We start from the raw sequence: 26460 nt of genomic DNA, 5'->3' as shown, positions 1-26460 counted from the left end.
CTCGGGAATGCGAGAGCTTGTCGATCAGTCGAGTCGGACGACACTGGCGAGCACGGGCAGGAGTGTCCGGTCCAACTCGGTCAGGTCCATCCGGAGGCGTGTGGCGATCTCGTCGCACGCCGGAAAGCCCGTCACGGTTCCGACGACGGCGGTGGCCTGCGATACGTCGAAAGGGGCCCGGAGGCGGTCGGCGGAGGCCAGGCGCTGCACGAACGCGCTGATCTGCTGGTATCGCCAGTGTTCTCGGCCGGCGACCACGCGCTGGGCTTCCGGGTCCACGGCCGACAGGCTGATCAGCCGCCGGAAGACTTCCGGGTCGGTGCTCCAGAAGCGGCACAGCTCCTTGACCATCGCGGTGAAGGCGGGGACCGGTTCGGCGACCTGGGCCGCCTCATGCATGCCGGGGACGAGGCCGGCCTGCTGGGCGAGGTCCTCGGCGATGGCGTCGAGCAGGCCGAGCTTGGAGTCGAAGTGCCGGTAGATGGTGACCCGGGTGACGCCGGCGTCGGCGGCGACGTCCTCCAGGCTGAGCCGGTGGTAGCCGGTCTCGATGAGATGCCGGCGTGCGGCGGTGAGGATGCTGCGCCGGGTCCGCTGCACGCCGGCGGCCCGCAGTCCCCGCCCGGCTTCCTTCGACTCTGACGTGGCCACTCACTCATGATACAGCTAGTATCTTGTGATACAGCTTGTAACGCGAGTTCGACGGCTATCGCGGGGAAGAAGGGGTGAGCCATGGTCGACCGTCCGGTGGCGCTCGTGACCGGGGCGAACAAGGGGCTGGGCAAGGAGACGGCCCGGCAGCTCCTGGAACGCGGGATGACCGTGGTGATGGGCAGCCGCGATCCGGAGCGCGGTATCGCAGCCGCCGGGGAGCTTCGCGCCGGCGGGGCGGCCGTGCCGGTACAGCTCGACGTGACCGACTCCGCCAGTGTCGAAGCGGTGGCCGATCGGCTGCGCCGGGACCATGGACGACTCGACGTGCTGGTCAACAACGCGGGCACCGTCGTGGACCGGCTCGCCGCCGACACCACGGCGCTCGAGATGCGCCACACCTATGAGGTCAACGTCTTCGGCGTCGTCACGGTCATTCACGCGATGCTGCCGCTGTTGCGCGCCTCGGCGGCGCCGCGCATCGTCAACGTGTCCAGCACCACCGCCTCGTTGGGGTTGACGAGCGGCGGTACCGATTTCGGCGGCGACGCCGGCCGCCGGATCGCGTACTCGTCGTCGAAGACCGCGCTCAACATGCTCACCGTCCAGTACGCTCACGCCTTCGCCAAGGACCCCGACCTGTCCCGCATCAAGATCAATGCGGCGACGCCCGGCTACACCGCCACCGACCTCACCGGCCACCGCGGCTCCCGCACCGTCGAGGAGGGCGCCCGGATCATCGTGGAGCTGGCCACGCTGGCCGACGGTCCCACCGGCGGATTCTTCAACGACCAAGGGCATGTCCCCTGGTAGCCGAGCGCCTCACCCGCAGTGGCGTCTCCGCCGGCCTCGTCCGGCTGCGATAACCCGTTGACCGCTCGGCGCCGGCCACCGAGGCTGATGCCTCACTACCGACTCAGTGGGAGAACGAGTGTCGACGGTCACCCCCGCCACGTTCACCTGCCCGCTCGGTGACGACGCGGCGCTGATACCGCGTACGGTCGCGATCGCGGAGGCTCACCAGTCCCTGCTGATGGCCAACTACAAGCGTCTCGCGCACTGGGACCCCGGCTTCGACGCCACCAATCCGGCAACGCTCGAGGAGACCCGCTCGCGCCTGGAACAGCAGGGCCGGGCGTGGCTCGAGGGAACACAGCTGCCCCTCGACATCGCGGTGCCGGCGGGCCGGGACTGGAGGCTGGTCGGCGCGGTCAGCCTGAGGATCGACAAGGCCATGCGGACCGGAGAGATCGGCTACTGGATCGACCCCGCGTTCGAAGGGCGGGGTCTGGTCACTCGAGCCGTCACGGCGGTCCTGGACCAGGCGTTCGGCCCCATCGGCCTGGACCGGGTCGAGCTGCGGACCGGCACCGACAACGCGCGCAGTCGCAGCGTGGCCCGCCGCCTGGGATTCACCGAGGAGGGCCTGCTGCGCGAAGCAGTGGTCTTCCCCGACGGACAACGCGACGACGACGTCGTCTACGGACTCCTCGCACGCGAATGGCTCAAGGCCCGCGGACAAGGCGGTCCCGCCGAGTCATAGGGGAGGCGCCTCCGCCACGGGATCTGCCTGGGGGAGGGCGCCGGGGTCGCCCGGCGCGGTGACGTCCCGGCCGGCGGTGTGCCGGTGCGATCGAGGCGTACGGCGGACTCGTCGTGCTAGATTTGGGCGATCGCCCAATACGAACGTCCAGGGCGATCGACCAGAAGGTGGGAACGATGAGTACGACGGCGGCGGATCGCGGACGTGAGGCCCGCCGGCGGCTGCTGGCGGCGGCGGCCGAACTGATCGCCGAGCGGGGCTGGGCGGCCGTCAGCACCCGGATGCTGGCCGAACGGGCCGGCGTGGCCCCCGGCGTGGTGCACTACCACTTCGCCTCGGTTCAGGCGCTGCTGAGCGAGGCGGCACTGGCGGTGATGCACGACCTGATCGAGCAGGCCGGCGCGGGCCTGGCACACGCGCGCACGCCCGGTGAGGCACTGGGGCTGATGATGGAGTTCCTGGCCGCCTACGACGGCCGGGACCCGACCTCGCTGCTGTTCGCCGAGGCCTACCTGGCCGCCGGCCGCGATGAGGACCTGCGCCGCTCCCTGGGCGGGGTCGTCGCCGAGTTCCGCCGGGCGCTGGCCGGCCGGCTGGCCGAGCACCAGGTCCCCGCCCCCGACGCGACCGCCGCGGTGATCGCGGCCGCGATCGACGGCATCATGCTGCACCGCGCGCTCGGCCCCGGCCCGGACGCGGCGGACCTGACGGCCGTTCTGCGCCGCCTCGTCGCTCCCACCGAACCCCGACCCTCGACCAAGGAGCAGTGAGATCCCTCATGAAGGTGATCATCTGTGGAGCCGGCATCGCCGGCCTGGCCCTCGCCCAGCGCCTCGACACCATCGGAGCCGAGGTCGTCGTCGTGGAGAAGGCGCCCGGCCCCCGCACCCAGGGCTACATGATCGACTTCTTCGGTCCCGGCTACGACGCCGCGGAGGCCATGGGCGTACTGCCCCGCATCCGCGAACTCGGCTATGACGTCGAAGAGATGAGCTACCGCGACCACAACGGCCGCCGGCGCGCGAGCATGCGCTTCGCCCAGTTCGCCAAGATCGTGGACGGCCGGCTGACCAGCATCATGCGCCCCGACCTCGAACGCGCGCTGCGCGACCACGTCCCCGGCGGCGTCGAGATACGCCACGCCACCACCCTCACCGGCATCGACAACCGCGCCGACGGTGTCACCGTCACCCTCGGCGACGGCAGCACGATCGACGCCGATCTGCTGGTCGGCGCCGACGGCATCCACTCGACCGTCCGCGGCCAGATCTTCGGGCCCGAACGCGAGTTCCTGCGCTACCTGGGCTTCCACACCGCCGCCTACTCATTCGACGACCCCGACATCCACGCCCTGGTGGCCGGGCGGTTCTGCCTGACCGACACCGTCGACCGGCAGATGGGCTTCTACGGGCTGCGCGGCGAACGCGTCGCCGTCTTCACCGTGCACCGCACCGCCGACCCTGCGCTGCCGGCCGACCCGCGCGAGGCGATCCGCCGCGAGTACGCCCCCCTCGGCTGGGTGGCGCCCCGCGCCCTGGCCGCCTGCCCGCCACCCGAACACGTGTACTACGACCAGGTCGCCCAGATCGACCTGCCCGCCTGGAGCCGCGACCGCGTCGTACTGGTCGGTGACGCCGCCTACGCCGTGTCCCTGCTGGCCGGCCAGGGCGCCTCCCTCGGCATCACCGGCGCCTACGTCCTGGCCGAGCACCTGTCCCACGCCTCGTCCGTCGAGGCCGCGCTGGACGGCTACGAACGCACACTCCGTCCCCTGGCCACCGAGAAACAGCAGGTGGCCCGCAAGGGGACCCGCTGGTTCATCCCCGCCACCACCACCCAGCTCCACGTCCGGCGGGCCGCCCTCAAGCTGGCCCACGTCCCCCTCATCGACCGCTACGTCGCCGCCGCCCTCGTCGGTAAATCCACCGCCATCATCGATCGTCCGCTCGGCCCCGTCTCGGGCTGATGTCGCAGGCGAACGAAAGGTCCCGCTAGGGAGCGGCGGGGCCCTCACCACAGCGCGCTTCAATGCTGTCGACCACCTGCCGACTCCACGCGTGGATGGCTGCGGCCTGCTCGGGCGTGAGCGTTTCGAAGAAGTATCGGCGGATGTTGTCCCCATGCCCCAGGATGGCGTTCTCCACGGCCGTGCGGCCCTTGGCGGTCAGCCTGATCCCGATCCGACGGCCGGACCGGTTCGCGATCCGATCCACGAGCTCGCGGTTCTCCATCCGCGTCAGCTGGTGCGCCACGCGGCTTTTCTCCCAGCCGAGTGACTCGGCGAGCTCGCCCACGCGCATCTGGCCCTCGGCCGCCCGTTGAAGTGTCACGAGCACGCTGAACTCGGCCTTGGAGATGCCGTAGTCGCGTTGCAGATCACGGTCCAGCTCACGGGCCAGGAGACGCTGCGCCTGCATCCAGCTGTTCCAAAGCTCCCACTGCTCAGGTTCCAGTGTGCGGGGCTTCGTCATGGCACGATCATAACGGCCCGAAGTTGACGCGACAACTAACGCGTACTTAAAGTTGTCGCGTCAACTTCGGCCATGCCCGGCGCCATTTCTCGTCTTGATGCGCCGTGCGTGCCGCCCAACGACGGCAATGCGCTTGGGAGCGAGAATGAATCACGCAGTGGTGGTCATCGGCGGAGGGTATGGAGGGTCACTGGTCGCCAAGGAGCTGGACTCCGAGGCGGACGTCACGCTCATCGACCCCCGGGAGGCATTCGTCAACGCCGCCGCGTCACTGCGGGCACTGACCCGACCGGACTGGGCGCACAACGCCTTCTTCTCGTTCGCGACGCTGCTCCAACGGGGACGGGTGATCCGCGGCAGAGCCGTCTCAGTGGACCCGAAGGGCGTCACGCTCGCTTCGGGGGAGCGGGTCGAGGCCGACTATCTGGTCCTGGCCACCGGCTCCGGCTACACGTATCCGGCCAAACCGCACCATGCGTCGACGAGCATCGAGCAGCAACTGGACGATCTGCGCGAGACCCACAGGGAGCTGGCCGGCACCGACCGCGTGCTGATCCTCGGCGCCGGCCCGGTCGGTCTGGAGCTCGCCGGAGAGATCAAGGACGTCTGGCCGGACAAGTACGTGATCGTCCTCGACAGGGCCGATCAGTTGCTCCCCGGCTTCCTTCCCGAAGTGCGGAACGAGCTACGCCGCCGGCTGGACGAGCTCGGCATCGACGTGCGGCTGAACACCGGTCTCACCGCGTTGCCGACGGTCGAGGCCGGTCGGGCCGGCCGCGTCGCGGTCTCTACCGACAAGGGTGAGCAGATCGTGGCGGACATCTGGTTTCAGGCCTTCGGCGTCAAGATCAACACCGGCTACCTGGCCGACGGACACCTCTCGCCGCTGACGGAGCAGAAGACGGTCCCGGTCACCGAGCGACTGAACGTCCAAGGCTACGAACACATCTACGCGATCGGCGACATCGCCGCACTTCCCGACCCCAAGATGGCCTCCTACGCGATGACACATGCCGACATCGTGGTGAAGAACATCAAAGCGCAGCTCACCGGCGACCAGCCGGACGCCGTTCACACACCGACGCCCGAGCGAAGAATCCTGCTACCGCTGGGAACGCGCGCGGGCATCGGCCAGCTCCCCACCCCAGACGGCGTCGCCGCGGCCACGACCGAGACGGTCTACCAACGCAAGGGCGCCGACCTGTTCACCGCACGGTTCGCCTCCCGGTTCGGCCGCACCTGACAGCTCCGTTGGTTCCAGCTCATCCATTCGCCGCCGGCACCGGGCGACGGCGCCGCGGCGGGCGGCGGGGGCTCCGCCACCGGCCGCCGCATCTCACGGGCCGGACACGCACTGGCCCGACCAACGGCCGGAGTGATTTCATGCGCGGCATCCCCGACGTAGGAGGAGGCCGCCCATGCCCCAGGAACCGACCGGCCGATCGATCACCGCCCGCCTGGATCGCCTCCCCCTCACCCGCTGGCACTGGACACTGATCGTCGTCGTCGGCCTGGGCAGCTTCTTCGACCTGTACGAGGTCTTCCTCGGCGGCGTGCTCGGCGCGGTCCTGACCGACGAGTGGCACCTCAGCACGAACGAGAAGTCCCTCGTCATCGCCTCCGCGTTCGCCGGCATGTTCGTCGGCGCGATCGCGCTCGGCATCGCCGCCGACCGGCTCGGCCGCCGCCGCATGTTCCTGATCAACCTCGGCCTGTACTCCCTGTTCTCCCTCCTCACCGCGTTCGCCCCGAACCTGGAGGTCTTCCTGCTGCTGAGGTTCCTGGGCGGGCTGGCGCTCGGCGCGGAACTCACCCTCGTCGACACCTACCTCAGCGAGTTCATGCCACGTCACGTCCGCGGCCGCTGCATCGCCTGGGCCTACACCATCGGCTTTTGCGGCGTGCCGGTCGCGGCGTTCCTCGGCGGCCGGTTCGTCGCCGACGAACACCTGCTGATCGACGGCTGGCGCTGGCTGCTGGTGTTCGGCGCCATCGGCGCGCTCATCGTGTGGATCCTGCGCGCACGCCTGCCCGAGTCACCGCGCTGGCTGCTCGCCCAGGGCCACCCCGACCAGGCCGAAGCGGTCGTCACCGCCGTCGAACAGGCCGCCGCCGTACGAGGCCCGCTGCCGCCCGTGCAGGACACCCCCGACGAACCCGTCACCCGCATCACCCTCGCCCAGATGTTCGGCGAACCGTACCGCCGCCGCACCGTCATGCTGTGGGTCTTCCAGATCCTGCAGACCGTCGGCTACTACGGCTTCGGCTCCCTCGCACCGGTCGTACTCGGCGCCAAAGGCTTCGACGTCGTCCAGTCCCTCGGCTACGCCGCCCTCAGCTTCCTCGGCTACCCGATCGGATCCGCCCTCTCCGTACCGATCATCGAACGCATCGAACGCAAATGGCTCATCGTCGGATCCGCGCTCGTCATGGCCGTCACCGGCCTGATGTTCGGCTACGCCCGCGACGCCGCGCTGATCGTCACCGCCGGATTCCTGCTCACCTGCGCCTCCAACGTCTTCTCCAACGCCTTCCACACCTACCAGGCGGAGATCTTCCCGACCGGCATCCGCAGCAGCGCCATCAGCGTCGCCTACTCCCTGTCCCGCGCGACCTCCGCCGTACTGCCGTTCATCGCCCTCAACGCCCTGGACCACCTCGGCGCCGGCACCGTCTTCACCGGCTCGGCCGTCATCCTGGTCATCCTCTGCCTCGACGTGGCCGTCCTCGGCCCGCGCAGCACCGGCCACCGCCTGGAGACCGCCGAACGCCCCGCCCCTCACCCCGGCGGGACGTCATCCGCCTCGGAGGACCCGGCGCCCAGCAGCGGATGAGCCCGCATCGCCGCCTCCAGCTCACCCGGCAGATCGTCACGGTAACGCCCCAGCGTGGACAGGTCCGAGTGCCCCAGCACCCGGCGTACCGCGTCCATGTCGGTCGCCGCGGCGAGCAGATGCGTCGCCGTGGTGTGCCGCAGACCATGCGGAGTCACACCACGGCGATGCCGCGGATCCACCCGCGCCAGCACCCGGTCGATCACCGCCTGCACGTCACCGCGCGCCAGCCGCCGCCCCCGCCACGACAGCAACAGCGCACCCCCACCCGTCTCTCGGGTCCGCCGCTCGGCCAGATACGCGTCCAGGACCTCCGCGACCTCGCGGGGGAGCGGTACGTCACGCGTCGCCCCGCCCTTGCCGAAGATCCGCCAGTAACGCACCCCGTCGTTGACGTAGAAATGGTCGATATCGGCGCGGACCAGCTCCGACACCCGCGGCCCGACCGTCGCCAACAGCATCACGATCAGCGCGTCCCGCAACTCCGTGCGCTGATCGGCCCGTTTACGCCCCTGCGGTGACCCCACGGCCAGCTCCCGCGCCGTGCCCAGCAGCCCCTCGGCCTGCTCACGCGTCAAAGCCCGCCGCTCCGGACGCAGCCCGCCACGATGGCGCGGCACCACCGTGGCCGCCCGCATCGGGTCCAGTTGCACCCAGCCGGCCACCGTCGCGTGCCGGAAGAACGCCGACACCGACCGGCGGAACCGGCTCTGCGACGCGCCACTCTGCACGGCCTCGCCCTGCCCCGCCCCAGCGGCCGAGCCGCTGCGGCGCCCATCCGGCTTGGACGCGAACCGCAGCAACACCTCGTCGACGTCCTCACCGGTCAGGTCGTCCAGCACCTGGTCACCGCCGGCCAGCTCCGCGAACGTCCGCACGTCACGCGCGTACACCTCAGCCGTACTCGGCGCCAGCGCACCGGTGACGGTCTTGGCGCGGACCATGTCGATGTAACGGTCGACCGCCTCATCGACGGTGAGACGGCGGACGTCGGCGGGGCGCATTGTCCAGAAGTTAGCGGACCCCTCCGACATTTCCCTGGCCGACCGCCTCCAGGCGGATCGGCTGAGAGCTGGTGGCCAACAAGACCGGCGCGACGCGGCTGGGCTTCAGCCTGCTACCGCTGATGCCGAATTTCCTGGCCAGCACGGATCTCCGTTCACCGGCTGTGGCGCACTCACGCAGCTGGTGCACCTGCTCGTCGGTGCGTGTGGGTTTACGGCCGGTATAGACGCCTCCTTGAAGGCCCGTCGGAGCGGGTCAGCGGATGAGGGCGCGGGCGAGGAGTCGCTGCAGGATGTCCTGCTCTTCGGGGGACAGAGGGGCAAGGGGGGAGTCTTCGGAGAGCAGGTCGAGCAGGCGTTCGCGAAGCTCGGTGCCCTTGGGGGTCAGGACGAGCTGCTTGGCACGGCGGTCGTCGGGGTGTGGGTGGCGTTCGAGGTAGCCCTGCTCCTCGAGGCGGTCGGCGACGAAGGTGGCGTTGGAGGGCTCGCAGCTCATTCGGCTGGCCAGTTCGCGCAAGGTCATGGGGCGGGTCAGCTCGCGCAGCGCGGCGCCCTGGGAGGCGGTCAGACCGAGGGTGACCGCGCGGGCCCGAAGGTGGGCTTCGATCTGATTGGCCAGGCCGTTGACCAGCCCGCACAGCTGGCGGTCGGTTTGGGCTCGGGTCTCGCGCTCAGTGGCCACAGCCCTGAGTTTACTGCAACTCGGATGATTGCAATTAGAACTGTTCTAGTTGTAACTTCTCCTCGTGCCGCCGCCCGACGACACCGTTCCGAGAACGAGGCAGGACCATGACCACAACGACCGTTTTCGACCGCGCACGGCTGAGCAGTGCACCGCGCGCTCGTTCACTCCGCATGGGCGACCTGACGATCAGTTACCTCCCGGACGGGCTGGTCCGGCTCAAGCCGCGCGGCTGGCTGCCCGCCGCCACCGCCACCGACTGGGCGACCTACCGCGACCACCTCGACGACGACGGCCTCCTGGTCGCAGGCATCGGCGCGCTGCTGATCGAGCGAGGTGACCGGGCGCTGCTGATCGACACCGGGTTCGGACCCGAGTCCTACCCCGACGACCCGGCCAACCCGCTGCTCGGAAGGTTGTACGGCGGTGAGCTGCTGGACGCCCTGCGGCGGCTGGGCCGCGAACCGCGCCACATCGAGGCCGTCGCCATCACCCACCTGCACACCGACCACCTCGGCTGGGCCTGGACCACCGAGCCCGGCACCGACGCGCCGCCCTTCGCGCACGCCGCCCACTTCGTCGCGGCGCCCGAATGGGAGCGACGCGGCCTGGCCGCCGAGGGCGGGGCGACCGAGGAACGTCTGGCCGCCTTCGCAGACCGAGTCCGCGCGATCGAGGACGGCGAGGAGATCTTCCCTGGTGTCCGGGCCTCGTTCGCGGCCGGGCACACCGTCGGCCACACCACCTACACCATCACCGGCGGCGACCGGAGGCTCATCGCGTTCGGCGACGCCCTGCACGCGCCGGTCCAGGTCACCCACCCCGAATGGTCCTGCGGGATCGACCACGACCCCGGCGAATCCGCCGAGCACCGCCGCCGCCTGGTCGAAGAGCTGAACCGCCCCGACACCATCGGCTACGGCGGCCACTTCGCCGACGTGGTCTTCGGACGCGCCGAACGCCGCCCCGACGGCCGGTTCACCTGGGTCCCCGTCGCCTGACCGTCCGCCACCGGTGGCGCGGTCCCTGGAACGGGCCGCGCCACCGCGCACCGAGGAGCCGCCATGATCACGGCCACGCACCGTATCAACGAGCGGACCACCATCGCCGTTGTCCGCCCATGGCCTGCCATCACCGCGGCGGCCCTCACCGCGACCGTGACCGTGATGCCCGGATTCGCCATCGGGGCGATGGCCACGCCCATCGCTGCCGACCTGCACCTGCCACGCATGACACTCGGCCTGGCGATGAGCACCTTCTACGCGGCGTCCGCCCTGTCCTCCGGGCTCGCCGAACGCCTGGCAGGGCGGCTGGCCACGCCGCTCGCACTGGCGCTTCCCGCTTTGATCACCACGGCGAGCCTCCTGATCGTCGCAACCGCGCCGAACGCGGCCGCGCTGGTCGGCGCGCTGATCGTGGCGGGCGCCGGCAACAGCCTCGTTCAGCCCGCCGCCGCCCGGCTCATCGCCGCCCGGGCACCGGCGCGCGCTAGCCTCCGGCATCGTCGGCGCGGCGCTGGTCCTATGGGCGGCGGCCGAGGCGCTGTCGGCCGCGGGCAACAACGCGGCGGCCTCCTACTTCATCCAGCTCGCCCACCAAGCCGGCTTCGCCTCCGGAACTGCGGGCGACCTGCTGTCGGCCAGCGCGATCCTGGCCGTCCTCGTCCGGCTGGCCGCCGGGGCCATCGCCGACCGCGCACCCCGCCACAACACCGCCACGGTGGCGGCGATGATGGTCCTCGGAGCCATCGGACTCGCCCTGATCGCCCTCGGCTCGCCGGTGTCCTTCCTGCTCGGCGCAGAACTCGCCGACACCCCCCACACCGATCAGCGCAGCAGCACAACCTCATTCGACCTTTGGGGCTGGGGTCACGTTCGGGAGTAGGAGGCTGGATCCACCAGATGAAGGAACCCGTTCGGACACCCGTGAGAGTGGGTCGACGATACAGGCGAGTGCGTGGCGGGAATCATGGTCTCTGGCGCCGACGGGCGGCGCCGTCAACGCGGAGGTGATACGTGCGCGAGGTCGGCGTCGTACGGATCTATGACGAGGTTACGGCGGGGGAGTACCGGGTGCTGGTCGACCGGGTCTGGCCACGCGGCGTCTCGAAGGAGGCCGCGCATCTGGACCTGTGGCTGAAGGACGTCGCGCCCTCCACGGACCTGCGGCGCTGGTACGGCCATGACCCGGACCGCTACGAGGAGTTCCGCCGCCGCTACGAGGCCGAACTGGACGCCCCACCGGCCGCCGACGCGCTGCGGCACCTGAAGGAGCTGGCCGCGGACCGGCAGGTCGTCCTCGTGACCGCCACCAAGGACGTACCGCGCAGCAACGCCGCCGTCCTGGCCTCTCTCCTTAACCTTACTACGTAAAGCAGGGTGGCGTGTTGTAACAACTCATCTCCTAACAACAGAAATCCGCACCGGGGGAGAGACCCTCAGGCGCCGTTGCCAGGGACAGGGGAGTGCTCCTGCGGGCCCGCGGACGTCGTTGTCGTCACTGGGCGGGCCGCAGCTCGGGGACAGGCGCCGCGACGTGCGCCGGGGCGCGGCGCAGATGTGCCGAGCACAGGCCGACCAGACCGGTGAACGTCGCGGCGCCGGCGCAAAGACCGAGGGTGAGCGCGGGGCCCGCCGCCGCGGCGACGTTGCCCAGGGCGTTGTTCATCGCCAGCAGCGCGGTGCTCTGCACCAGGGTCAGCAGGGCCTGCAGACGTGACAGGTGAGAGTCCGGCGTGGTGGCGAGCACAAGAGGTGCGATGTGAGCGCTGAAGACCCCGGACCCGATACCGATGATCACGGAGCCTCCCGCCGCCACGGCGGGGGAGGGCGCGAGGGCCAGGAGCGCCGTGCCGCACCCACCGATGATCAGGCCGAGGGCGGCGGTCCGGCCTGGCCGCGCGCCGCCGCCCCTGCCGGCGACGAGCGCCGCGATCCCGATGACGCCGAGGCTCTGCGCCGCTGCGACGACGCCCGCCGTGCCCGGCCCCCATCCGTGGTGGCGGGCGAGCAGAGGCACCAGCAGCGAAATGACCGGCAGCAGGGACCCGGCCGCCGCCGACACCAGAACGAGCGCGGCACGCAACACCGGATCTCGCCACGCGATCCGGAGACCGTCGGCCACCTCCCGCACGGTGCCCTTCCGTGCGGCGGCTTCCGAGGCCTTCTGAGCGGGGCGGATCGAGGCCATCGCCCAAAGGACGATCCCGAACGTCGCCGCGTCGAAAAGCGCGGCTCCCGGAAGGCCGACGGCCGCGACGACGAGGCCGCCCAGTGAACCACCCGCGAGCGCGACCACCTGACCGCCCGTCTGCCGCAGGGCCAGAGCCCTGGGCAGCTTCTGCGCTCCGACCAGCCGCCGGGGCATGGACCCGGACGCCGGCAGGTAGAACGCGTCCACCGCGCCGATCAGCAAACCCGCACCGATCAGCAGCCATGTCGGCGTCTCCCACCGGAAGGCGACCAGAGCCAGCAGCACCGTCACAGCGATCATCACGCCGTCGCCGATCAACATGATCTTCCGGGCACCGAACCGGTCCCCGACGGCACCGCCGACCAGCAGGAGCAGCACCCGGGGCAGGTTGATCGCGGTCAGCACGAGAGCGGCGACCGACCCACCGTGCGCGGACGCGGCCCAGCCCAGCGCGAAGTAGAGGACCGTGTCACCGAGCATCGAGGCGAGCACTCCGCCCAGCCAAACGATGTAGTGGCGGGGGAGACGTCCGCCAGACACCGGTGCCTCGCAGGAGATCATGGCCAGACCGTACGGGGAGACGCTGACAGCCCCGGAGGAGTTCAACCGCCGCCTTGGGCAGCCTGACGTTCAGGGGAGTGAGTCGATTCACCCGGCCGAAGAGCCACCGCGGTGCCGAACGGACCACCAGGCGGTTTTGCCGGCGACGGCAAAACCGCACACACGTTCGATACCAAACAGAATCCATCTTCTGTCCGGTGTAGCTCTCGGCTTGCCATCGGGCGGCTGTCGGGGGCAAGACGAGAAAAGGCCTCTGGCGTACGGCTTCTGACGAGGTACGGCGCGAGCCGTGGTCGCTGGACGGATCGGCTGGATGTGTTCAGCGACGTATATCCGCAGACACTCGTCGCCGTGAAGACGTGGGCCGTCCCGGTTCCGCAGACGATCTTGTATGGCCGGCCTGGACGGCGTGACGGTCGCCGATGCTTGCCGGGCGTGCACGTCTTCGGTGTCAATGCTTCAGTTCGGCCGATGGCGTGCGCAGTCCCGTACTGCGGGTCCCGAGTAGGTCTCGTCCCATGCGTCTCTCATGCGGCACGCTGACCTCTCAAATCACCCTGTTTCATGCATAATTTATATTATGCATGAAACATGCCCGCGAGCCGTAGGGCGTCTGGCCACCTCCCCGTCACCGCCTGACGGCCTGTTCTCTCGCGAGACATGCGGAGTATCGGGGATCAGAATCTGCGGATCGCGTGGCGGCCCGGTGGTCGTCCTTGATGAGGGTGAGGAAGAAGTCCCGGACGTCATCGGCGAGCAGTTCCGGTTCCTCCATCGCGGCGAAGTGGCCGCCGCGTTCGAATTCCGACCAGTGCCTGATGTCGTACAGCCGTTCGGCCAGTGGCCGGACCGACTGCGTGATGTCGTGCGCGAAGACCGCCACGCCGACCGGTACCGGGCACGGTTCGGTCCGCCGTGGTGTCTCGCGGTGCAGCCGTGCCGAGGAGGCCGCGGTGGCGGTCAGCCAGTACAGCGAGATGCCGGTGAGCATCCGATCGTCACTGATCCGCGTGCGGGGGTCCGTCCACTGGGCGAAGCGTTCGGCGATCCAGGCGAGCTGGCCGGCCGGTGAGTCGGTCAGCGCGTAGCCGAGGGTCTGCGGGGTGGTGGCCTGCAGGCTCTGGTACGGCGGGCGGTTCGCCATCAGCTGCCTGACCTTGTCCAGGCGGGCTTCGTCGGTTTCGGACAGTTCGATGCCGGCGTCCGGGTCCGGGCGGGTCGGCAGGTAGTTGACGTGCACGCCGATGACCTGCTCGGGTGCCACGGCGCCGAGCGCCATTGAGATGCCCGAGCCGAAGTCGCCGCCCTGCGCGCCGTAGCGCTCGTACCCGAGCCGGCGCATCAGCTCGGCCCAGGCCCGCGCGATCCGGACGATGTCCCAGCCGCGTTCGTGGGTCGGCCCGGAGAAGCCGTAGCCCGGGATGGAGGGGATCACCAGGTGGAAGTCGCGTGACAGCGGCTCGATCACCTCGAGGAACTCCAGGAAGGAACCGGGCCAGCCGTGGGTGAGGATCAGCGGAAGCGCGTTCGGCCGGGAGGACCGGACGTGGACGAAGTGGATGTTCTGGCCGTCGATCTCGGTGGTGAAGTGCGGAAGCTCGTTGAGCTGGGCCTCGTGCGCGCGCCAGTCGTAGCCGGTGCGCCAGTACTCGGCCAGTTCCTTGAGCCGGGCCAGCGGGAAGCCGTAGTCCCACCCGGCGCCGGCGACCTCGTTGGGCCAGCGGGTGCGGGAGAGCCGGTCGGTCAGGTCGTCGAGGTCGGCCTGGGGGATGTCGATGCGGAACGGCTTGATCATGGTTTCAGCTCCAGGGCAGGTCGTTCAGAGGTTGAACGTTCGGGCGCCTAACGTTTGTTGCCCGAACGATAACACAATCATTAGTGCTCCGAACGATTCGTTAGACTTGTCCCATGGAGGACCCATCCGAGAGGACGCCCGCCGGCTGGCAGGGGCTGCCCAGCTGGCTGCTCACCCAGACCGCCGGCCACGCGCACCGGCTCGTGGCCGAGGGGTTCTCGTCCGTCCACGCCCGCGGCTACCACTACCGCCTGCTGGCGACGCTGGAGGAGTTCGGCCCGGCCAGCCAGGCCGCGCTGGGCCGCCGTAGCGGCATTCACCTCAGCGACATGGTCGCGACGGTCAACGAGCTCGCCGACCGGGAACTGGTCGAGCGCGCCCCGGACCCCTCCGACAAGCGACGCAACATCGTCTCGCTGACCGCCGCGGGCAGGCGGCACCTGCGGCGGCTGGAGAAGCGGGTGGCCGAGAGCCAGGAGGAGCTGCTGGCTCCCCTGTCGGCCGAGGAGCGGCAGCGGTTGACCGAGCTGCTGTCCCGGCTGCTGGACCACCACAACCGGCGCACCGGCACCGCCGACTGACGGGGTGAGGCTCCGGCCGGTCGGCACGGTCACGGTGGCTCGACGATGTGATCACTGGGAGAATGCGTGCCCTGATGACACGTGCCTGTGGCGGTAGCGCTCCCCTGGGCGGTCCGGGAGGTGGCCGGTGATGTTGTTCGTGGACGCGAAGGCGGAGTTCTTGTTGTCGTTGCGGCCGGCGAAGCCGGCGGCGGGCACGGTGGCCGGGTATGACAGTGATCTGCGGATCATCGGGGGGATCGCGGCGCGGTTGTGCGATGTTCCGCCGGCGGAGCTGAGCGTGGATCGGTTGTCGGGCCGGGTGTTGCGGGCGGCGTTCGCCGAGTTCGCCGACGACCATGCGCCGGCGAGCATTCTGCGGGCGTGGTCGGCGTGGAACCGGTTCATGAACTTCGCGGTGGCCGAGGAGCTGGTGGAGGGTAATCCGATGGCGGCGGTGCCGCATCCGAAGGCGCCGTCGAAGGCGCCGAAGCCGTTCCAGGGTGATGGGACGGCGCGGACGCTGCTGGAGCGGATCGCTGCGGGTGCGCGGGAGGCGCGGGATCCGTGGGTGGAGCGGGATCTGGTGGCGTTGGCGTTTCCGCTGGTGACGGGGGCTCGGTCGGCGGAGTTGCTGGGGGTGACGCTGGGGTCGTTCGGCGGCTCCCCCGGTGATCGCCGGGTGCAGTTGACCGGTAAGGGCGGTAAGACGCGGAGTGTGCCGGTCGAGGTGCCGTTGGAGCGGCTGGTGGACGCGTATCTGTTGTCGCGGATGGAGCGGTTCGGGTTGTCGAGTCTTCCGTTGAGCGCTCCCCTGCTGGTCGACACGAAGAACGAGCCGTTGCGGCGCGGTGGTCTGCAGTATCTGGTGGCGCAGTGTTACCGGTACGCGGGTGTGCACGATCGGGTGTCGCGGGGCGCGCTGGTGCACACGTTGCGTCATGAGTTCGCGACGCGGCTGGCGGAGAACGGTGCGTCGGCGCATGAGCTGAAGGAGCTGCTGGGGCATTCGTCGATCGCGACGGGTCAGCACTATGTGGAGTCGACGGCGCGTGAGCTGCGGATGGCGGCGGGTTCCAGCCCGGCGTACGGGGTGCTGGAGTCGTTGTTGGACTCCTCTCCCCCGGTGTCGGATCGCTGAGAAGTTCCCCGGGCGGGCCCGTGGCGGGGTTCAGCGGGCGCGTCGCCGGAGCAGTGTCATGGCCTCGGTGAGCCGGTCGCGCGCCCAGTCGTACTGCCTGGTGTCGGTGTGTCCGCGGTAGACGGTCTCGATCACCAGGATGAGGGTGAGGTGGAGGCAGTACAGGCGCCGGCGTGTGCGTTCGGTCGTGGTCAGCGCGCGGTGTCCGTATCCGCGCATGAACGCCGTTGAGTCGCCGAAGGCGGGGAGCTGGGTGGCGACGAAGCCGGCTTCGATGAGGGGGTCGCCGTAGAACGCCCGTTCGTGGTCGATGACGCTGACGATGGCGCCGTCGCGGACCATGACGTTGTTGTCCCACAGGTCCCATTCGACGTATCGGGGGGTCGGTGACCTCGTCGAGGCTGTCGGCGTTCGCGTCGAGGACGTCGCGTACGGCGTCGTAGTCCCAGCCGAGGTCGACGGCGCGTCGTTCGCCGTCGTTCAGGACGTCTTCGACCATGCCGGTGAACACGGTGCGCCAGCTGTGGTGGCCGGGGCCGGTGAGCGGGCCGAAGGCGGTGCCGCGGATCGTGTTGAGTTCGCGGGTGGCCGCGCCGAGGGCCTCCTGGTAGGCGTCGTGGGTGGCCTGGGGCAGCGTGCCGCGGAGGGTGCCGAGGTTGTCCGCGTCGATGTACGGCATGAAGAAGTAGTCGGCGTCGCAGAGTTCGTGGCTCTGGTCGGCGAAGTGGACGGCCGGTACGGGTACGTCGGTGTGTTCGGGGATGAGTCGCAGCGCGGAGAGTTCGGTCGCCATCGCGTGCCGTTCGTAGGTCAGTACCTCGACGGTGGCGGGGGGTGCGATCTTGAGGGCGACCTGGGTGCCGTCGCGCAGGCGGATCCGGTAGGCGACGTTGAACCAGCCGTGTCCCAGTTCGGTCGCCCAGCCCGGGTCTTCGGTGGGGACCTGGTCGGGGCCGTAGGCGCGCGCGATCATGGCCCGCAGGGTCTGGGGCGGCTGGCGGTTCTTGGTGATGCTCTCCAACGGTCTTCGCTCCTTGCCGCAGTGGATCTCCAGCATCCGGCGCCGGGCTTGAGATCGTCGCGTCCGCTTCCGGCCGTGGACTCCCCCGGGCCGCCGTCACCGGCGTGACAGCGGTGACGGCAGAGCCTTGAGCGGACAGTTTCCGGTTGGCGGGACGCAATCCACCACACGTGTCGTGACCTGCGCAAACGCCGTTTTTCGCGGGTAGGCTGAAGCGCACCTTGCTGCACCGTTCTCCCGCGGCGACGCTGCCGCGGCCGGTGGATACGCGTACCTGACGGTGACGACCCCGCCCGCAGGGCCGTGTCGATGGTCCAATGGCACCGGCCGGCTTCGGCCGCACATCCCGGATGAGACCCCTGATGAAACGACTCGTGATGTTGTCCGCGGCTACCGTTCTGGCGGCGATGATGACCACCACCCCCACCTCCGACGCGACCGCCAAGGCGGTGAGCGCCGCGCCGCGTGCGGCGCATCACGGCACGTTGATCCTGGTCGGCGGGGCGCTGTCGGACGGCAACGCCGAGATCTACCAGCGGATCGTGCAGGCGTCCGGCGGCGCGCGTGCCCGTATCGGTGTGATCACCGCCGCGTCCGTCCCGCCCAGTCAGGATCCGCTGGCCGGCCAGGCCGGTGCCGCGAACAGCGTCGCCAACGGCCGTTTCTACGTCGACATCCTCAAGAGGTACGGGGCGGGGTCGGTGCGGTGGATCCCCGTCGACCTGGATCACCCGGGCGCGGCCGACAGCCGTGAGGTCGCCGCGGAGGCGGCGTCGATGACCGGGTTCGTCTTCGGTGGTGGTGATCAGTATCGGCTGGTCACGACGTTGCTGCACGGTGCCGCGCATACCGATACGCGGTTGATGGCCACGATCCGGGCCCGGTACGCGCAGGGTGCCCTGGTCGCGGGTACGAGCGCCGGTGCGCAGATCCAGTCCGGGCCGGACATGGTCACGGGTGGGGCGAGCTATGAGGCGCTGCGCGATGGGAGCCGGGCGGGTTACTTCCGTGATGACAGTGTGCTGGCCGATCTGCCCGCGGGTGGTTTTGGGTTCTTCACCGACGGGCTGATCGACACGCATTTCTCCGCGTACGGGCGTTTGGGGCGTGCGGTGCGGCTGGCCGCCGACACGGGGCATCGGCGGGTGTTCGGGCTGGATCCGGACACGGCGTTGGAGGTGGTGCCGACGGGTGGCGGTGGTCATACGCTGCGGGTGCTGGGCCGGCATGGTGTGTCGGTGCTGGATCTGCGTGGCGCGAAGGTCGGTTCGCGGGCGGGTCACTGGTCGATCGGCGGGGTGCGGTGGAGTTATCTGACGGACGGTGCGGTCTATGACCCGGCGAGGTGGACCGTCCGGATGCCGTCCGGTGCGGTGCCGTTGGCGGCGGCGGATCATGCGGCGGTCTCGCCGGTGGAGGACGTGTTCGACACGGAGGCGTCCGACCAGGGGCGTTTCGGTCTCACGGGTGCCGCGGTGGATCTGGCGGAGGCGGCGCGGTCGGTGACGGTCGTGGGGCACAGTGCGCAGAGCGCGCCGGTGTACGCCGTCGTTCTGCGGAAGGCGGGTGGGTTCGCGGCCTACCGGGTCGGCACCGGTGTCGCTTTCGTGGGGTTGACGGTGGAGATGTACGCGCTGCCGGGGTCGGCGTCTGCGGCTCGGTGATCGGTCCGGGGTGATCGGCGCGGCGTGGATGGCGCATAATCTCCGGTGTCATCCGCCTGTTGTGACCCTCGCAGACGCTAATCGAATAAAGGGAGCCCGTGAGCGACACCGTCCGTTACGAGACGAAGGACCGTAAGGCCTACCTGACCCTCAATCGTCCCGACCGGCTCAACGCGATCGACGATGAGCTCGCCCGCGCGCTGCCGCGTGCCGTCGAACGCGCCGATGAGGATCCTGATGTGCACGTCATCATCGTGCGGGGTGCCGGTCGTGCGTTCTGTTCCGGTTATGACCTGAAGGACTATGCCGAGGGTGGTGCCGGGACGCAGGAGGAGGTCTGGGATCCGGTCAAGGACTACCGGATGATGAAGCGTCACACCGATGAGTACTTCTCGTTGTGGCGTTCGCTGAAGCCGACCATCGCGCAGGTGCACGGGTACGCGGTCGCGGGCGGGAGTGACATCGCCTTGTCGTGCGACATGGTGGTGATGGCCGACGACGCCCGGATCGGTTACATGCCGTCGCGGGTGTGGGGGTGTCCGACGACGGCGATGTGGGTGTACCGGCTGGGCGCGGAGCGGGCGAAGCGGATGTTGCTGACCGGTGACACCATCGACGGCCGGCAGGCCGCGGAGTGGGGGCTGGTGCTGGAGTCGGTGCCGGCGGAGCGGCTCGGTGAGCGTGTGGAGGCGCTCGCCGACCGGATCGCCGGGGTGCCGGTGAATCAGCTGGTGATGCAGAAGCTCATGATCAATCAGGCGTACGACAACATGGGTCTGCACGGCACGCAGATCCTGGCGACGCTGTTCGACGGTATCGCCCGCCACTCCCCCGAGGGCCGCTGGTTCCAGCGGTTCGCCGCCGAGCACGGTTTTCACGAGGCCGTGCGGTGGCGCGACTCGGGCCGGTGGATTCCCGAGGGTGGCGGTCCGGTTCCGTCCGCGCGTGATCTGGAGGACCCGCGGTGATCACCGAGTCGTACTGGCCGGCCGACACGTCGCGGCCGGTGCTGGAGTTGACCGCGGGTGAGCTGCTGCGTCGTGCGGCCGCGGCGGATCCCGGCCGTACGGCGCTGGTGGAGGTGGCTCCGGCGGGGTCGGCGCTCACCGGTGCGGCGCGTACGGATCGTCGTTGGACGTATGCGGAGTTGCTGGCGGACGCCGAGCAGGCGGCGGCGTGGCTGGGCAGCCGGTTCTCCCCGGGTGAGCATGTCGCGGTGTGGGCGCCGAATGTGCCCGAGTGGGTGATCCTGCAGTACGGTGCCGCGCTGGCGGGGGTGGTGCTGGTCACCGCGAATCCGGCGTTGCGTGCGGCGGAGCTGGAGTATGTGCTGCGGCAGTCCCGCAGTGTCGGTGTCGTCCATGTGGACGCGTTCCGTGGTACGGACATGGCGGGGATCGTCGCCGGGATCGGTGGCCGGTTGCCGGATCTGCGGGAGACGGTCAGTTTCACCGGCTGGGCGGAGCACATCCGGGGTACGGCGCCGCGGCAGTTGCCGCGGGTGGGGCCCGGGGATCCGATGCAGATCCAGTACACGTCGGGGACCACGGGTTTTCCCAAGGGCGCGGTGCTGGACCATCGCGGCATGGTGACGAACGCGTCGTATGTCATCGCGCGGGCGGGTTTTCCCGAGGGCGGGGTGTGGGCGACCGCTCTGCCGCTGTTCCACACGGCGGGTTGCGGGCTGTCGGTTCTGGGGACCGCGTCGGTGGGTGGCACGCTCGTGCTGGCCCAGTCGTTCCAGCCCGAGCTGATGCTGTCCGCGTTGGAGGAGTGGCGGGCCGGGCTGTTCGCGGGGGTGCCGGCGATGTATTCGGCTCTGCTGGCTCACCCGCGTTTCGAGGACTTCGATCTGAGCGGGTGCCGGATTCTGGCGTCCGGTGGGGATGCCGTGCCGCCGGCGCTGGTCGAGGCCGCCGAGCGGCGGTTCGGCGCGCGGTTCACCACGGTGTACGGGCAGACCGAACTCAGTCCGATCCTGGCGCAGACCGCCACCGACGATGCGGTCGCGGATCGGCGGGAGACCACGGGGCGGCCGTTGTGGCAGGCCGAGGTGAAGATCGTTGATGGGTCCGGGGCGGTGCTGCCGGTCGGTGCGGAGGGTGAGATCCTGGCCCGCGGCTACCAGGTGATGCAGGAGTACTTCGCGATGCCGGAGGCGACCGCGGCGGCGATCGACGCGGACGGCTGGCTGCGTACCGGTGATCTGGGTGTGATGGATGGGCGTGGTTTCCTGCGTGTCACCGGCCGTCTCAAGGACATGATCATTCGTGGTGGGGAGAACATCTATCCCCGGGAGATCGAGGTGGCGCTGACCCGTCATCCCGGTGTCGCCGGGGCGGCGGTTCTCGGTGTGCCCGATCCGGACTGGGGTGAGCAGGTCGCCGCGGTGATCGTTCCGGCCGGGCCGGTGCCGGCGGCGGCGGATCTGCACGCGCATCTGCGGGCGTTGCTCGCCCCGCACAAGACGCCCCGGCACTGGTATGTCGCGGAGGCGATCCCGGCCAATGCGATGGGTAAGGCGCAGAAGTTCCTGCTGCGGCGGCGGATCGACGCGGGCGAACTCCCGGTGCTGGCCTGACCGGTCAGGCCTGCCGGTCGTCAGGCCTGCCGGTCGTCGGGCCGGTCGTCGGCGGGCCGGTCCAGTGGCTCGCCGAAGATCCGGGCGTACAGGTCGGCGGCGTGGGCGGTGGGTGAGGGAACTCCCGGGGTGAGACGGAACGGGCGTTGCCCGTTCTCGCCGCGCGCGGCGAGGAGGAACAGGCTGCGGGCGGGCCGCTCGGTGAGCATTCGGCGGGCGAAGTCGTGAAGGTGGGTCACGAACAGCACGCGGACGCCCGAGTCGGTGAGGGCCTGGACGATCTCGGCGGCGATGGTGGAGCCTTCGCGTTCGTTGGTCGAGGTGAACGACTCGTTGCACAGCAGGAGGTCACCGGGGTGCAGGGCGTCGGCGACGGCGCTCATGCGGATGAGTTCCTCCTCCAGTTTGCCGCTCGCCATCGTGTGGTCCTCTTCGCGCCGGAAGTGGGTGTGGAGGCGGCCGGTGACCGAGGCGGTGAGGGCGTGGGCGGTGACGAACATTCCGCTTTGCATCATCAGGTGGGCGACGCCGACGCTGCGCAGGAAGGTGGTCTTGCCGCCGCCGTTCGCGCCGGTGATCACGATGAGGTCGGTGGCGTCGGCGGTGATGTCGTTGCCGGCGTTGGGGCCGCCGCGTCTCAGGGCCAGGCACGGTTCGTGCAGGTCCTGGGCGGTGAGGGCCCGTTCGGCCGATGGGCGGGGCGTGGGCAGGCAGATCGGCAGTCCGCTTTCGGTCAGGGTCTCGGCGAGGTTGAGGCAGCCGATGTAGAAGCCCAGTTCGTCGCGCAGGGCGGTGAAGAAGCCGCGGACGTTGCCCGCGGACTCGGTCGCGGCGTCGGCGATCACCTGCAGGACGCGGCCGCGGAAGGAGGTCAGGGCGCGCCAGTCCGCCTCGTACCGGCCGCGGATGGTGCAGCTGAGGCCGGAGCGTTTGAGGCGCCGGTGGGCGGCGGAGCCGCGGCCCTTGCCGGAGGGTGGTTCCTGGAGCCGGAAGCCGACGCTCTTGTTGCCCTCGCCGAGGTGGGCGGTGGCGATGATGCCGTGGTCGAAGTCGATCCGGCGCAGGAGCGTCTCGAGTTCGCCGAGGTATTCGCCGGTGAGCTGTTCGCGGATCAGCCGGCACAGCCGGGTGAGGGCGGCCGAGCCGAACGCGTGTGCGTGTTCGGCGGTGAACGCGCTGAGCCGCCGCAGGTGGCCGCAGAACAGTTCCAGGGCGCGCAGTGACTGGTTCAGCAGGACTTCGGGGTTCCTGGCGCCCACGCGGGTGATCTGCCGGTCGGCGGTCACCGCCTGGTCGGCCAGGTCGTACAGGGCGCGGGCGGTGGTGGTGTTGCGGAGGCAGTCGGTGAGGACGTCCTGGCGGTGGGTGATGGTGGCGGGGTCGGTGAGGGGGGTCAGGGTCGCGGTCCGGGCGATCAGGTGCAGCCGGCCGTCGCCGCGTGCCATGGCGTCCCACAGCTCGTGGAGTTCGAGGTCTTCGATGAGGTCGTGGTGGGTGGTGTCGGGGGCGGCCGGGGAGAAGTCGGCGTCGGGGAACATCAGCCGTGGTCTCATCGGCCCATCCGGGCGGTGAGCTGGGTGTAGGTCAGCCGGTGTTTCTCGGCGATCGCGATGGCGTGGGCGTGTCCGTCGGCGGGGCGGCGTAGCAGTTTGTAGGTGCGGGTGCCGTCGCCGGTGACGGTGCTGACCATGCTCACCGTCTTGGGGTCGAGGCGGGACAGTTCGTCCAGGAAGCCGACCCACAGGCACTGGGTGTCGAGGCGGGACAGGCGGGTGAGTACCGCGGTGCTCAGCGCGAGGGCGTCTTCGCCGGTGGTGGAGCTGAAGATCTCGTTCAAGACGATGACGCTGTCGGGGGTGGCCTGGTCGAGGATCCGGCGCATCCGCAGGAGTTCGTCTTCGAGTTCGCCGGTGAGGGTGGCGAGGTTCTCGGTGCGGGGATAGTGGGTGAGGATCCGGTCGGGCAGGAAGATCCTGGCCTGGCGTCCGGGGACGGGGCAGCCGAGGGCGGCCAGGTGGTGGAGCTGGCCGAAGGCGCGGGACAGGGTCGTCTTGCCGCCCTGGTTGGGTCCGGACACCAGCAGGATGCGTTCGCCGTCGCGCAGGTCGACGTCGTTGCCGACGACGCGTCCGCCGGCGGGGGTGAGGGTGGCCGCGAGGGCGAGGTCGAAGACCTCGCGGGCGAGCAGGCCCTTGTCGGTGGTGGTGACCTCGGGGCGGCAGAACGGCAGTCCGGCTTCCCGCAGGGGGGCGAGGAACCGCAGGTAGCCGAGGTAGAAGCGGAGTTCGCGGTCGATCTGGAGGATCTGGTCGTCGATGAGGTCGTGGGCTGCCGCGCGGAAGGCGGCGAGGTCGTCGAAGACGCGGGGATGGAGTTCGACGACGAGGTCGAGCACGGCGGCTTCGAGGGTGTCCAGGCCCATGTCGGTGGGGGGTTCGTCCGGTCGGTCGGGTGGCGGGTCCGGGCGGAACCGGTCGAACGCGGTGAGGATCCGTTCGGCGAAGTCGAAGCGGTCGGCGGGGTCGTGCCCGGCGACCGTGATCTTGTCGCCGCGCAGCATCAGGTCGTAGTGGACCTGGCCGAGGCGGTCGCGCAGCCGCCGGGCCCGCTCCCCCGGTTCGGTGAACCTCGGGGTCGCGGTGTGTTCGGACAGGTCGTCATGGAGGGTTCTCAGGCCCGGTGCGGTGGCCGTGCGCAGGGCGTCGAGGAGTTGCAGGACCGTGGTCTCGTACTCCAGGACGATCTCCAGGAACCAGCGGCCGGCCTGGGGCGGGTGTTTCATCCGCTCTACGGCGCCCTGGCGCCGCAGGGTCCGGGCCATCGCGGTGGTGAAGCGTTCGGCGGCCTGGTGCAGCGCGGGTGCCTGCAGGTCCTGGAAGATCTCCTGCCGGAACCGGACCAGCGCGGGGTCGCGGAGCGGCAGGTGGAAGTAGGTTTCCAGGTCCGCGCCGGGGTGGCGGCGGGCGATCGGCGAGATGATCTGGTCCAGGGCCAGGTCGCGGAGGTGTTCCGGTTCGGGTACGGGCCCGGCCGGGGGGTCGTGGTGTGCGAAGAGCAGGCTGTGGATGGTCCTTGCCTTCCGCTCGGGCGGGTTCGCGGCCCGGGGGCCGGGGATTGGGATTATCGCTCAGAAGCGGAGGCGTGAGGCGTGCCGTACCTGTCCCCCGGTTCGGCCGCGCGGGTGGGGCCGGCGCCCTCGAACAGGGCCGCGGCACGGGCCGCGGTGCGCAGGGCCCGGGGTCCGGTGCTGACCAGGCCCAGGACGATGATGCCGGCGCCGAGGGCGAGCACCAGCCACCACACGCGGTGTTCGGCGCGGGTGTAGGCGGTGCCGCCGTGGGTCAGGGACGATCCGAGGGCCGTGCCGGCGATCGCGACGCCCAGGGTGGTGCCGATCTGCCGGCCGGCGGAGGCCAGTGAGGTGGCCACCCCGGTCATCGAGCGGGGCATCCCGGAGACCGCCGTGTTGGTGATCGGCGGGTTGACGGTGCCCAGGAAGACACCGAACAGCGCGTAGGTGGCGAGTACGGCCGGCAGCGGGGTGGCCGGGCCGAGGCGCAGTGACGCGGCGCCGCCCAGGGCCAGGGCCGTCCCGGAGATCACCAGTGGCAGGCGGGGGCCGCGCGTGCCGACCAGCCGGCCGGTGAACGGGGACAGCACCAGGACCAGGGCCCCGACCGGGAGCAGGCACAGCCCGGCGGTGAGCGCCGGCAGGCCGCGGACGTCCTGCAGGTACTGGGTGGTCATGAACAGGAACGCGCCGAACCCGCACAGTGCCAGCAGCGCCATCACGATCGCCGCGCTGAACGGGACGCTGCGGAACAGGCGCAGCTCCAGCAGCGGGTCGGTCCGGCGTGGTTCGTAGCCGAGGATGCCCACGACGCCCAGGACGGCGGCGGCGAGCAGGCCGAGGATGAGCGGTGAGGTCCAGCCCAGCGACGGGGACTCGATGGTCGCGTAGACGACGCCGCCCAGCACCAGGACCATCAGGGCCTGGCCGGCCGGGTCGAACCGGCGTGCGCGGGCGGCGCGGGACTCCGGTACGAACCGTGCGGTGCCGGCGATCGCGACGGCCACGATCGGCACGTTGATCCAGAAGATGGAGTGCCAGCCGAGACCGTCGACGAGGGCGCCGCCGAGGATGGGGCCCAGCGCCAGCGCCAGGCCGCTCATCGAGCCGAACACGCCGATGGCCCGGGCCCGTTCGGCCGGGCCGGGGAACGCGGTGGCGACGATCGCCAACGCGACCGGGTTGAGCATGGTGCCGCCGGCGGCCTGCAGCGTGCGGGCGGCGATGAGCCAGCCGATGCCCGGGGCCAGGCCGCACAGCAGCGAGCCGAGCCCGAAGGCGGTCAGGCCGAGCTGGAAGACGCGTCGGCGGCCGAACCGGTCGGCGGTGGATCCGGCCAGCACGAGGAAGCCGGCGAGTACCAGGGTGTAGGCGTCGATGGTCCACTGCAGGCCGGACATCGAGGCGTGCAGGTCGGCGCGGATCGCCGGCAGTGCGACGTTGACGATGGAGATGTCCATGACGACGACGATCATGCTGGTGCAGCAGATCGCGAGGATCAGGAGACGGTGGCGGTGGCTGAGGTCGCCGGCGGTGGTGTCCGGCGGTGTCGGGGAACTCATGATCGACGACGCTAGGATTTAGAGCGTGCTCGAAGTCAACCCGGCGTTCCGGGCGCGCTCACTGCCGCACGAACCGCCGGGGCGCTGGAAACCCCGTTTCCGGGCGTGCCCGGACGCCGATAACGTGC

Annotated in this window: 26 protein-coding genes; 16 read left to right on the top strand and 10 right to left on the bottom strand. The window is 70.2% G+C overall.

Annotation, left to right across the window (positions count from 1 at the left end; translation table 11 throughout):
* Window positions 1-24: 24 nt before the first annotated feature.
* A complete protein-coding gene (locus tag ABEA10_RS49390; RefSeq protein WP_345475661.1) occupies window positions 25-651 on the bottom strand; it encodes a TetR/AcrR family transcriptional regulator in 627 nt (208 codons plus the stop codon).
* Window positions 652-732: 81 nt separating this feature from the next.
* On the opposite strand from ABEA10_RS49390, the gene ABEA10_RS49385 reads away from it, so the two are divergent.
* From ABEA10_RS49385 to ABEA10_RS49370, 4 genes are all read left to right on the top strand, one after another.
* Window positions 733-1464, top strand: coding sequence for an SDR family oxidoreductase (locus tag ABEA10_RS49385; RefSeq protein WP_345475660.1), 732 nt, complete (start codon window positions 733-735; stop codon window positions 1462-1464).
* A 118-nt stretch (window positions 1465-1582) separates the two neighbouring features.
* Window positions 1583-2194 carry a GNAT family N-acetyltransferase gene (locus ABEA10_RS49380; protein ID WP_345475658.1) on the top strand — a complete coding sequence of 204 codons (612 nt, stop codon included), beginning with the start codon at window positions 1583-1585 and terminating at the stop codon, window positions 2192-2194.
* A gap of 176 nt (window positions 2195-2370) precedes the next feature.
* Complete coding sequence (locus tag ABEA10_RS49375; RefSeq protein WP_345475657.1) at window positions 2371-2964, top strand: TetR/AcrR family transcriptional regulator; 594 nt, start codon at window positions 2371-2373, stop codon at window positions 2962-2964.
* A gap of 8 nt (window positions 2965-2972) precedes the next feature.
* Window positions 2973-4160 (top strand): FAD-dependent monooxygenase, encoded by a 1188-nt coding sequence (locus ABEA10_RS49370; RefSeq protein WP_345475656.1) that lies wholly within the window; start codon window positions 2973-2975, stop codon window positions 4158-4160.
* Between the two features lie 25 nt (window positions 4161-4185).
* On the opposite strand, the gene ABEA10_RS49365 is transcribed toward ABEA10_RS49370, so the two are convergent.
* The gene (locus tag ABEA10_RS49365) at window positions 4186-4665 is read right to left on the bottom strand and encodes a MarR family winged helix-turn-helix transcriptional regulator (RefSeq protein ID WP_345475655.1); all 480 of its coding nucleotides are present in this window, start codon (window positions 4663-4665) and stop codon (window positions 4186-4188) included.
* Window positions 4666-4810: 145 nt separating this feature from the next.
* Here ABEA10_RS49365 and ABEA10_RS49360 point away from each other — a divergent pair, with 145 nt between their 5' ends.
* On the top strand, window positions 4811-5908 hold the full coding sequence (locus ABEA10_RS49360; RefSeq protein ID WP_345475654.1) for an NAD(P)/FAD-dependent oxidoreductase: 1098 nt from the start codon (window positions 4811-4813) through the stop codon (window positions 5906-5908).
* Between the two features lie 175 nt (window positions 5909-6083).
* Window positions 6084-7499: an MFS transporter gene (locus tag ABEA10_RS49355; RefSeq protein ID WP_345475653.1), complete on the top strand. Its 1416-nt coding sequence runs from the start codon at window positions 6084-6086 to the stop codon at window positions 7497-7499.
* Here the strand turns inward: ABEA10_RS49355 and ABEA10_RS49350 are convergent.
* On the bottom strand, window positions 7445-8503 hold the full coding sequence (locus ABEA10_RS49350) for a tyrosine-type recombinase/integrase (RefSeq protein WP_345475652.1): 1059 nt from the start codon (window positions 8501-8503) through the stop codon (window positions 7445-7447). The genes ABEA10_RS49355 and ABEA10_RS49350 overlap by 55 nt on opposite strands.
* Before the next feature lie 256 nt (window positions 8504-8759).
* Entirely contained in the window at window positions 8760-9185 is a 426-nt protein-coding gene (locus tag ABEA10_RS49345; protein ID WP_345475651.1) for a MarR family winged helix-turn-helix transcriptional regulator, read from the bottom strand.
* A gap of 107 nt (window positions 9186-9292) precedes the next feature.
* On the opposite strand from ABEA10_RS49345, the gene ABEA10_RS49340 reads away from it, so the two are divergent.
* The 3 genes from ABEA10_RS49340 to ABEA10_RS49330 all read left to right on the top strand — a co-directional run bounded on the left by ABEA10_RS49340 (window position 9293) and on the right by ABEA10_RS49330 (window position 11557).
* A complete protein-coding gene (locus ABEA10_RS49340; RefSeq protein ID WP_345475650.1) occupies window positions 9293-10186 on the top strand; it encodes an MBL fold metallo-hydrolase in 894 nt (297 codons plus the stop codon).
* A gap of 727 nt (window positions 10187-10913) precedes the next feature.
* Window positions 10914-11069 (top strand): hypothetical protein, encoded by a 156-nt coding sequence (locus ABEA10_RS49335; protein WP_345475649.1) that lies wholly within the window; start codon window positions 10914-10916, stop codon window positions 11067-11069.
* Between the two features lie 131 nt (window positions 11070-11200).
* Window positions 11201-11557: a DUF488 domain-containing protein gene (locus ABEA10_RS49330; RefSeq protein ID WP_345475648.1), complete on the top strand. Its 357-nt coding sequence runs from the start codon at window positions 11201-11203 to the stop codon at window positions 11555-11557.
* 124 nt (window positions 11558-11681) lie between these two features.
* Here the strand turns inward: ABEA10_RS49330 and ABEA10_RS49325 are convergent, their stop codons facing one another.
* Window positions 11682-12938, bottom strand: a complete 1257-nt coding sequence (locus ABEA10_RS49325) for an MFS transporter (protein ID WP_345475647.1) — start codon at window positions 12936-12938, stop codon at window positions 11682-11684.
* 628 nt (window positions 12939-13566) lie between these two features.
* Complete coding sequence (locus ABEA10_RS49320) at window positions 13567-14733, bottom strand: epoxide hydrolase family protein (protein WP_345475646.1); 1167 nt, start codon at window positions 14731-14733, stop codon at window positions 13567-13569.
* Window positions 14734-14846: 113 nt separating this feature from the next.
* On the opposite strand from ABEA10_RS49320, the gene ABEA10_RS49315 reads away from it, so the two are divergent.
* Together ABEA10_RS49315 and ABEA10_RS49310 are read left to right on the top strand one after the other, a co-directional pair.
* Complete coding sequence (locus tag ABEA10_RS49315) at window positions 14847-15314, top strand: MarR family winged helix-turn-helix transcriptional regulator (RefSeq protein ID WP_345475645.1); 468 nt, start codon at window positions 14847-14849, stop codon at window positions 15312-15314.
* Between the two features lie 130 nt (window positions 15315-15444).
* Window positions 15445-16434: a tyrosine-type recombinase/integrase gene (locus ABEA10_RS49310; RefSeq protein WP_345475644.1), complete on the top strand. Its 990-nt coding sequence runs from the start codon at window positions 15445-15447 to the stop codon at window positions 16432-16434.
* Window positions 16435-16464: 30 nt separating this feature from the next.
* On the opposite strand, the gene ABEA10_RS49305 is transcribed toward ABEA10_RS49310, so the two are convergent.
* Window positions 16465-16776, bottom strand: a complete 312-nt coding sequence (locus ABEA10_RS49305; protein WP_345475643.1) for a hypothetical protein — start codon at window positions 16774-16776, stop codon at window positions 16465-16467.
* Between ABEA10_RS49305 and ABEA10_RS49300 the strand changes: the two genes are divergently transcribed.
* From ABEA10_RS49300 to ABEA10_RS49285, 4 genes are all read left to right on the top strand, one after another.
* Window positions 16775-17563, top strand: a complete 789-nt coding sequence (locus ABEA10_RS49300; protein ID WP_345475642.1) for a hypothetical protein — start codon at window positions 16775-16777, stop codon at window positions 17561-17563. The two genes, ABEA10_RS49305 and ABEA10_RS49300, sit on opposite strands and share 2 nt — an antisense overlap.
* A gap of 254 nt (window positions 17564-17817) precedes the next feature.
* The gene (locus ABEA10_RS49295; RefSeq protein ID WP_345475641.1) at window positions 17818-19119 is read left to right on the top strand and encodes a cyanophycinase; all 1302 of its coding nucleotides are present in this window, start codon (window positions 17818-17820) and stop codon (window positions 19117-19119) included.
* Window positions 19120-19217: 98 nt separating this feature from the next.
* Entirely contained in the window at window positions 19218-20087 is an 870-nt protein-coding gene (locus ABEA10_RS49290; RefSeq protein WP_345475640.1) for a crotonase/enoyl-CoA hydratase family protein, read from the top strand.
* Window positions 20084-21700 carry an AMP-binding protein gene (locus ABEA10_RS49285; protein ID WP_345475639.1) on the top strand — a complete coding sequence of 539 codons (1617 nt, stop codon included), beginning with the start codon at window positions 20084-20086 and terminating at the stop codon, window positions 21698-21700. The genes ABEA10_RS49290 and ABEA10_RS49285 overlap by 4 nt, the downstream gene beginning before the upstream one ends.
* A 20-nt stretch (window positions 21701-21720) precedes the next feature.
* Here the strand turns inward: ABEA10_RS49285 and ABEA10_RS49280 are convergent, their stop codons facing one another.
* Both ABEA10_RS49280 and ABEA10_RS49275 read right to left on the bottom strand, forming a co-directional pair.
* Entirely contained in the window at window positions 21721-23253 is a 1533-nt protein-coding gene (locus tag ABEA10_RS49280; RefSeq protein ID WP_345475638.1) for a MutS-related protein, read from the bottom strand.
* Window positions 23250-24482, bottom strand: coding sequence for a MutS-related protein (locus ABEA10_RS49275; RefSeq protein WP_345475637.1), 1233 nt, complete (start codon window positions 24480-24482; stop codon window positions 23250-23252). The genes ABEA10_RS49280 and ABEA10_RS49275 overlap by 4 nt, the downstream gene beginning before the upstream one ends.
* On the opposite strand from ABEA10_RS49275, the gene ABEA10_RS49270 reads away from it, so the two are divergent.
* Complete coding sequence (locus ABEA10_RS49270; protein ID WP_345475636.1) at window positions 24474-24845, top strand: hypothetical protein; 372 nt, start codon at window positions 24474-24476, stop codon at window positions 24843-24845. The two genes, ABEA10_RS49275 and ABEA10_RS49270, sit on opposite strands and share 9 nt — an antisense overlap.
* On the opposite strand, the gene ABEA10_RS49265 is transcribed toward ABEA10_RS49270, so the two are convergent.
* A complete protein-coding gene (locus tag ABEA10_RS49265; RefSeq protein WP_345475635.1) occupies window positions 24821-26332 on the bottom strand; it encodes a DHA2 family efflux MFS transporter permease subunit in 1512 nt (503 codons plus the stop codon). The two genes, ABEA10_RS49270 and ABEA10_RS49265, sit on opposite strands and share 25 nt — an antisense overlap.
* Window positions 26333-26460: the final 128 nt, after the last annotated feature.

Source organism: Actinoallomurus oryzae (assembly GCF_039541955.1).
Classification (GTDB): Bacteria; Actinomycetota; Actinomycetes; order Streptosporangiales; family Streptosporangiaceae; genus Actinoallomurus; species Actinoallomurus oryzae.
Note: the sequence above shows the minus strand (reverse complement) of the source record. Positions and strands in the feature narration are given on the sequence as shown.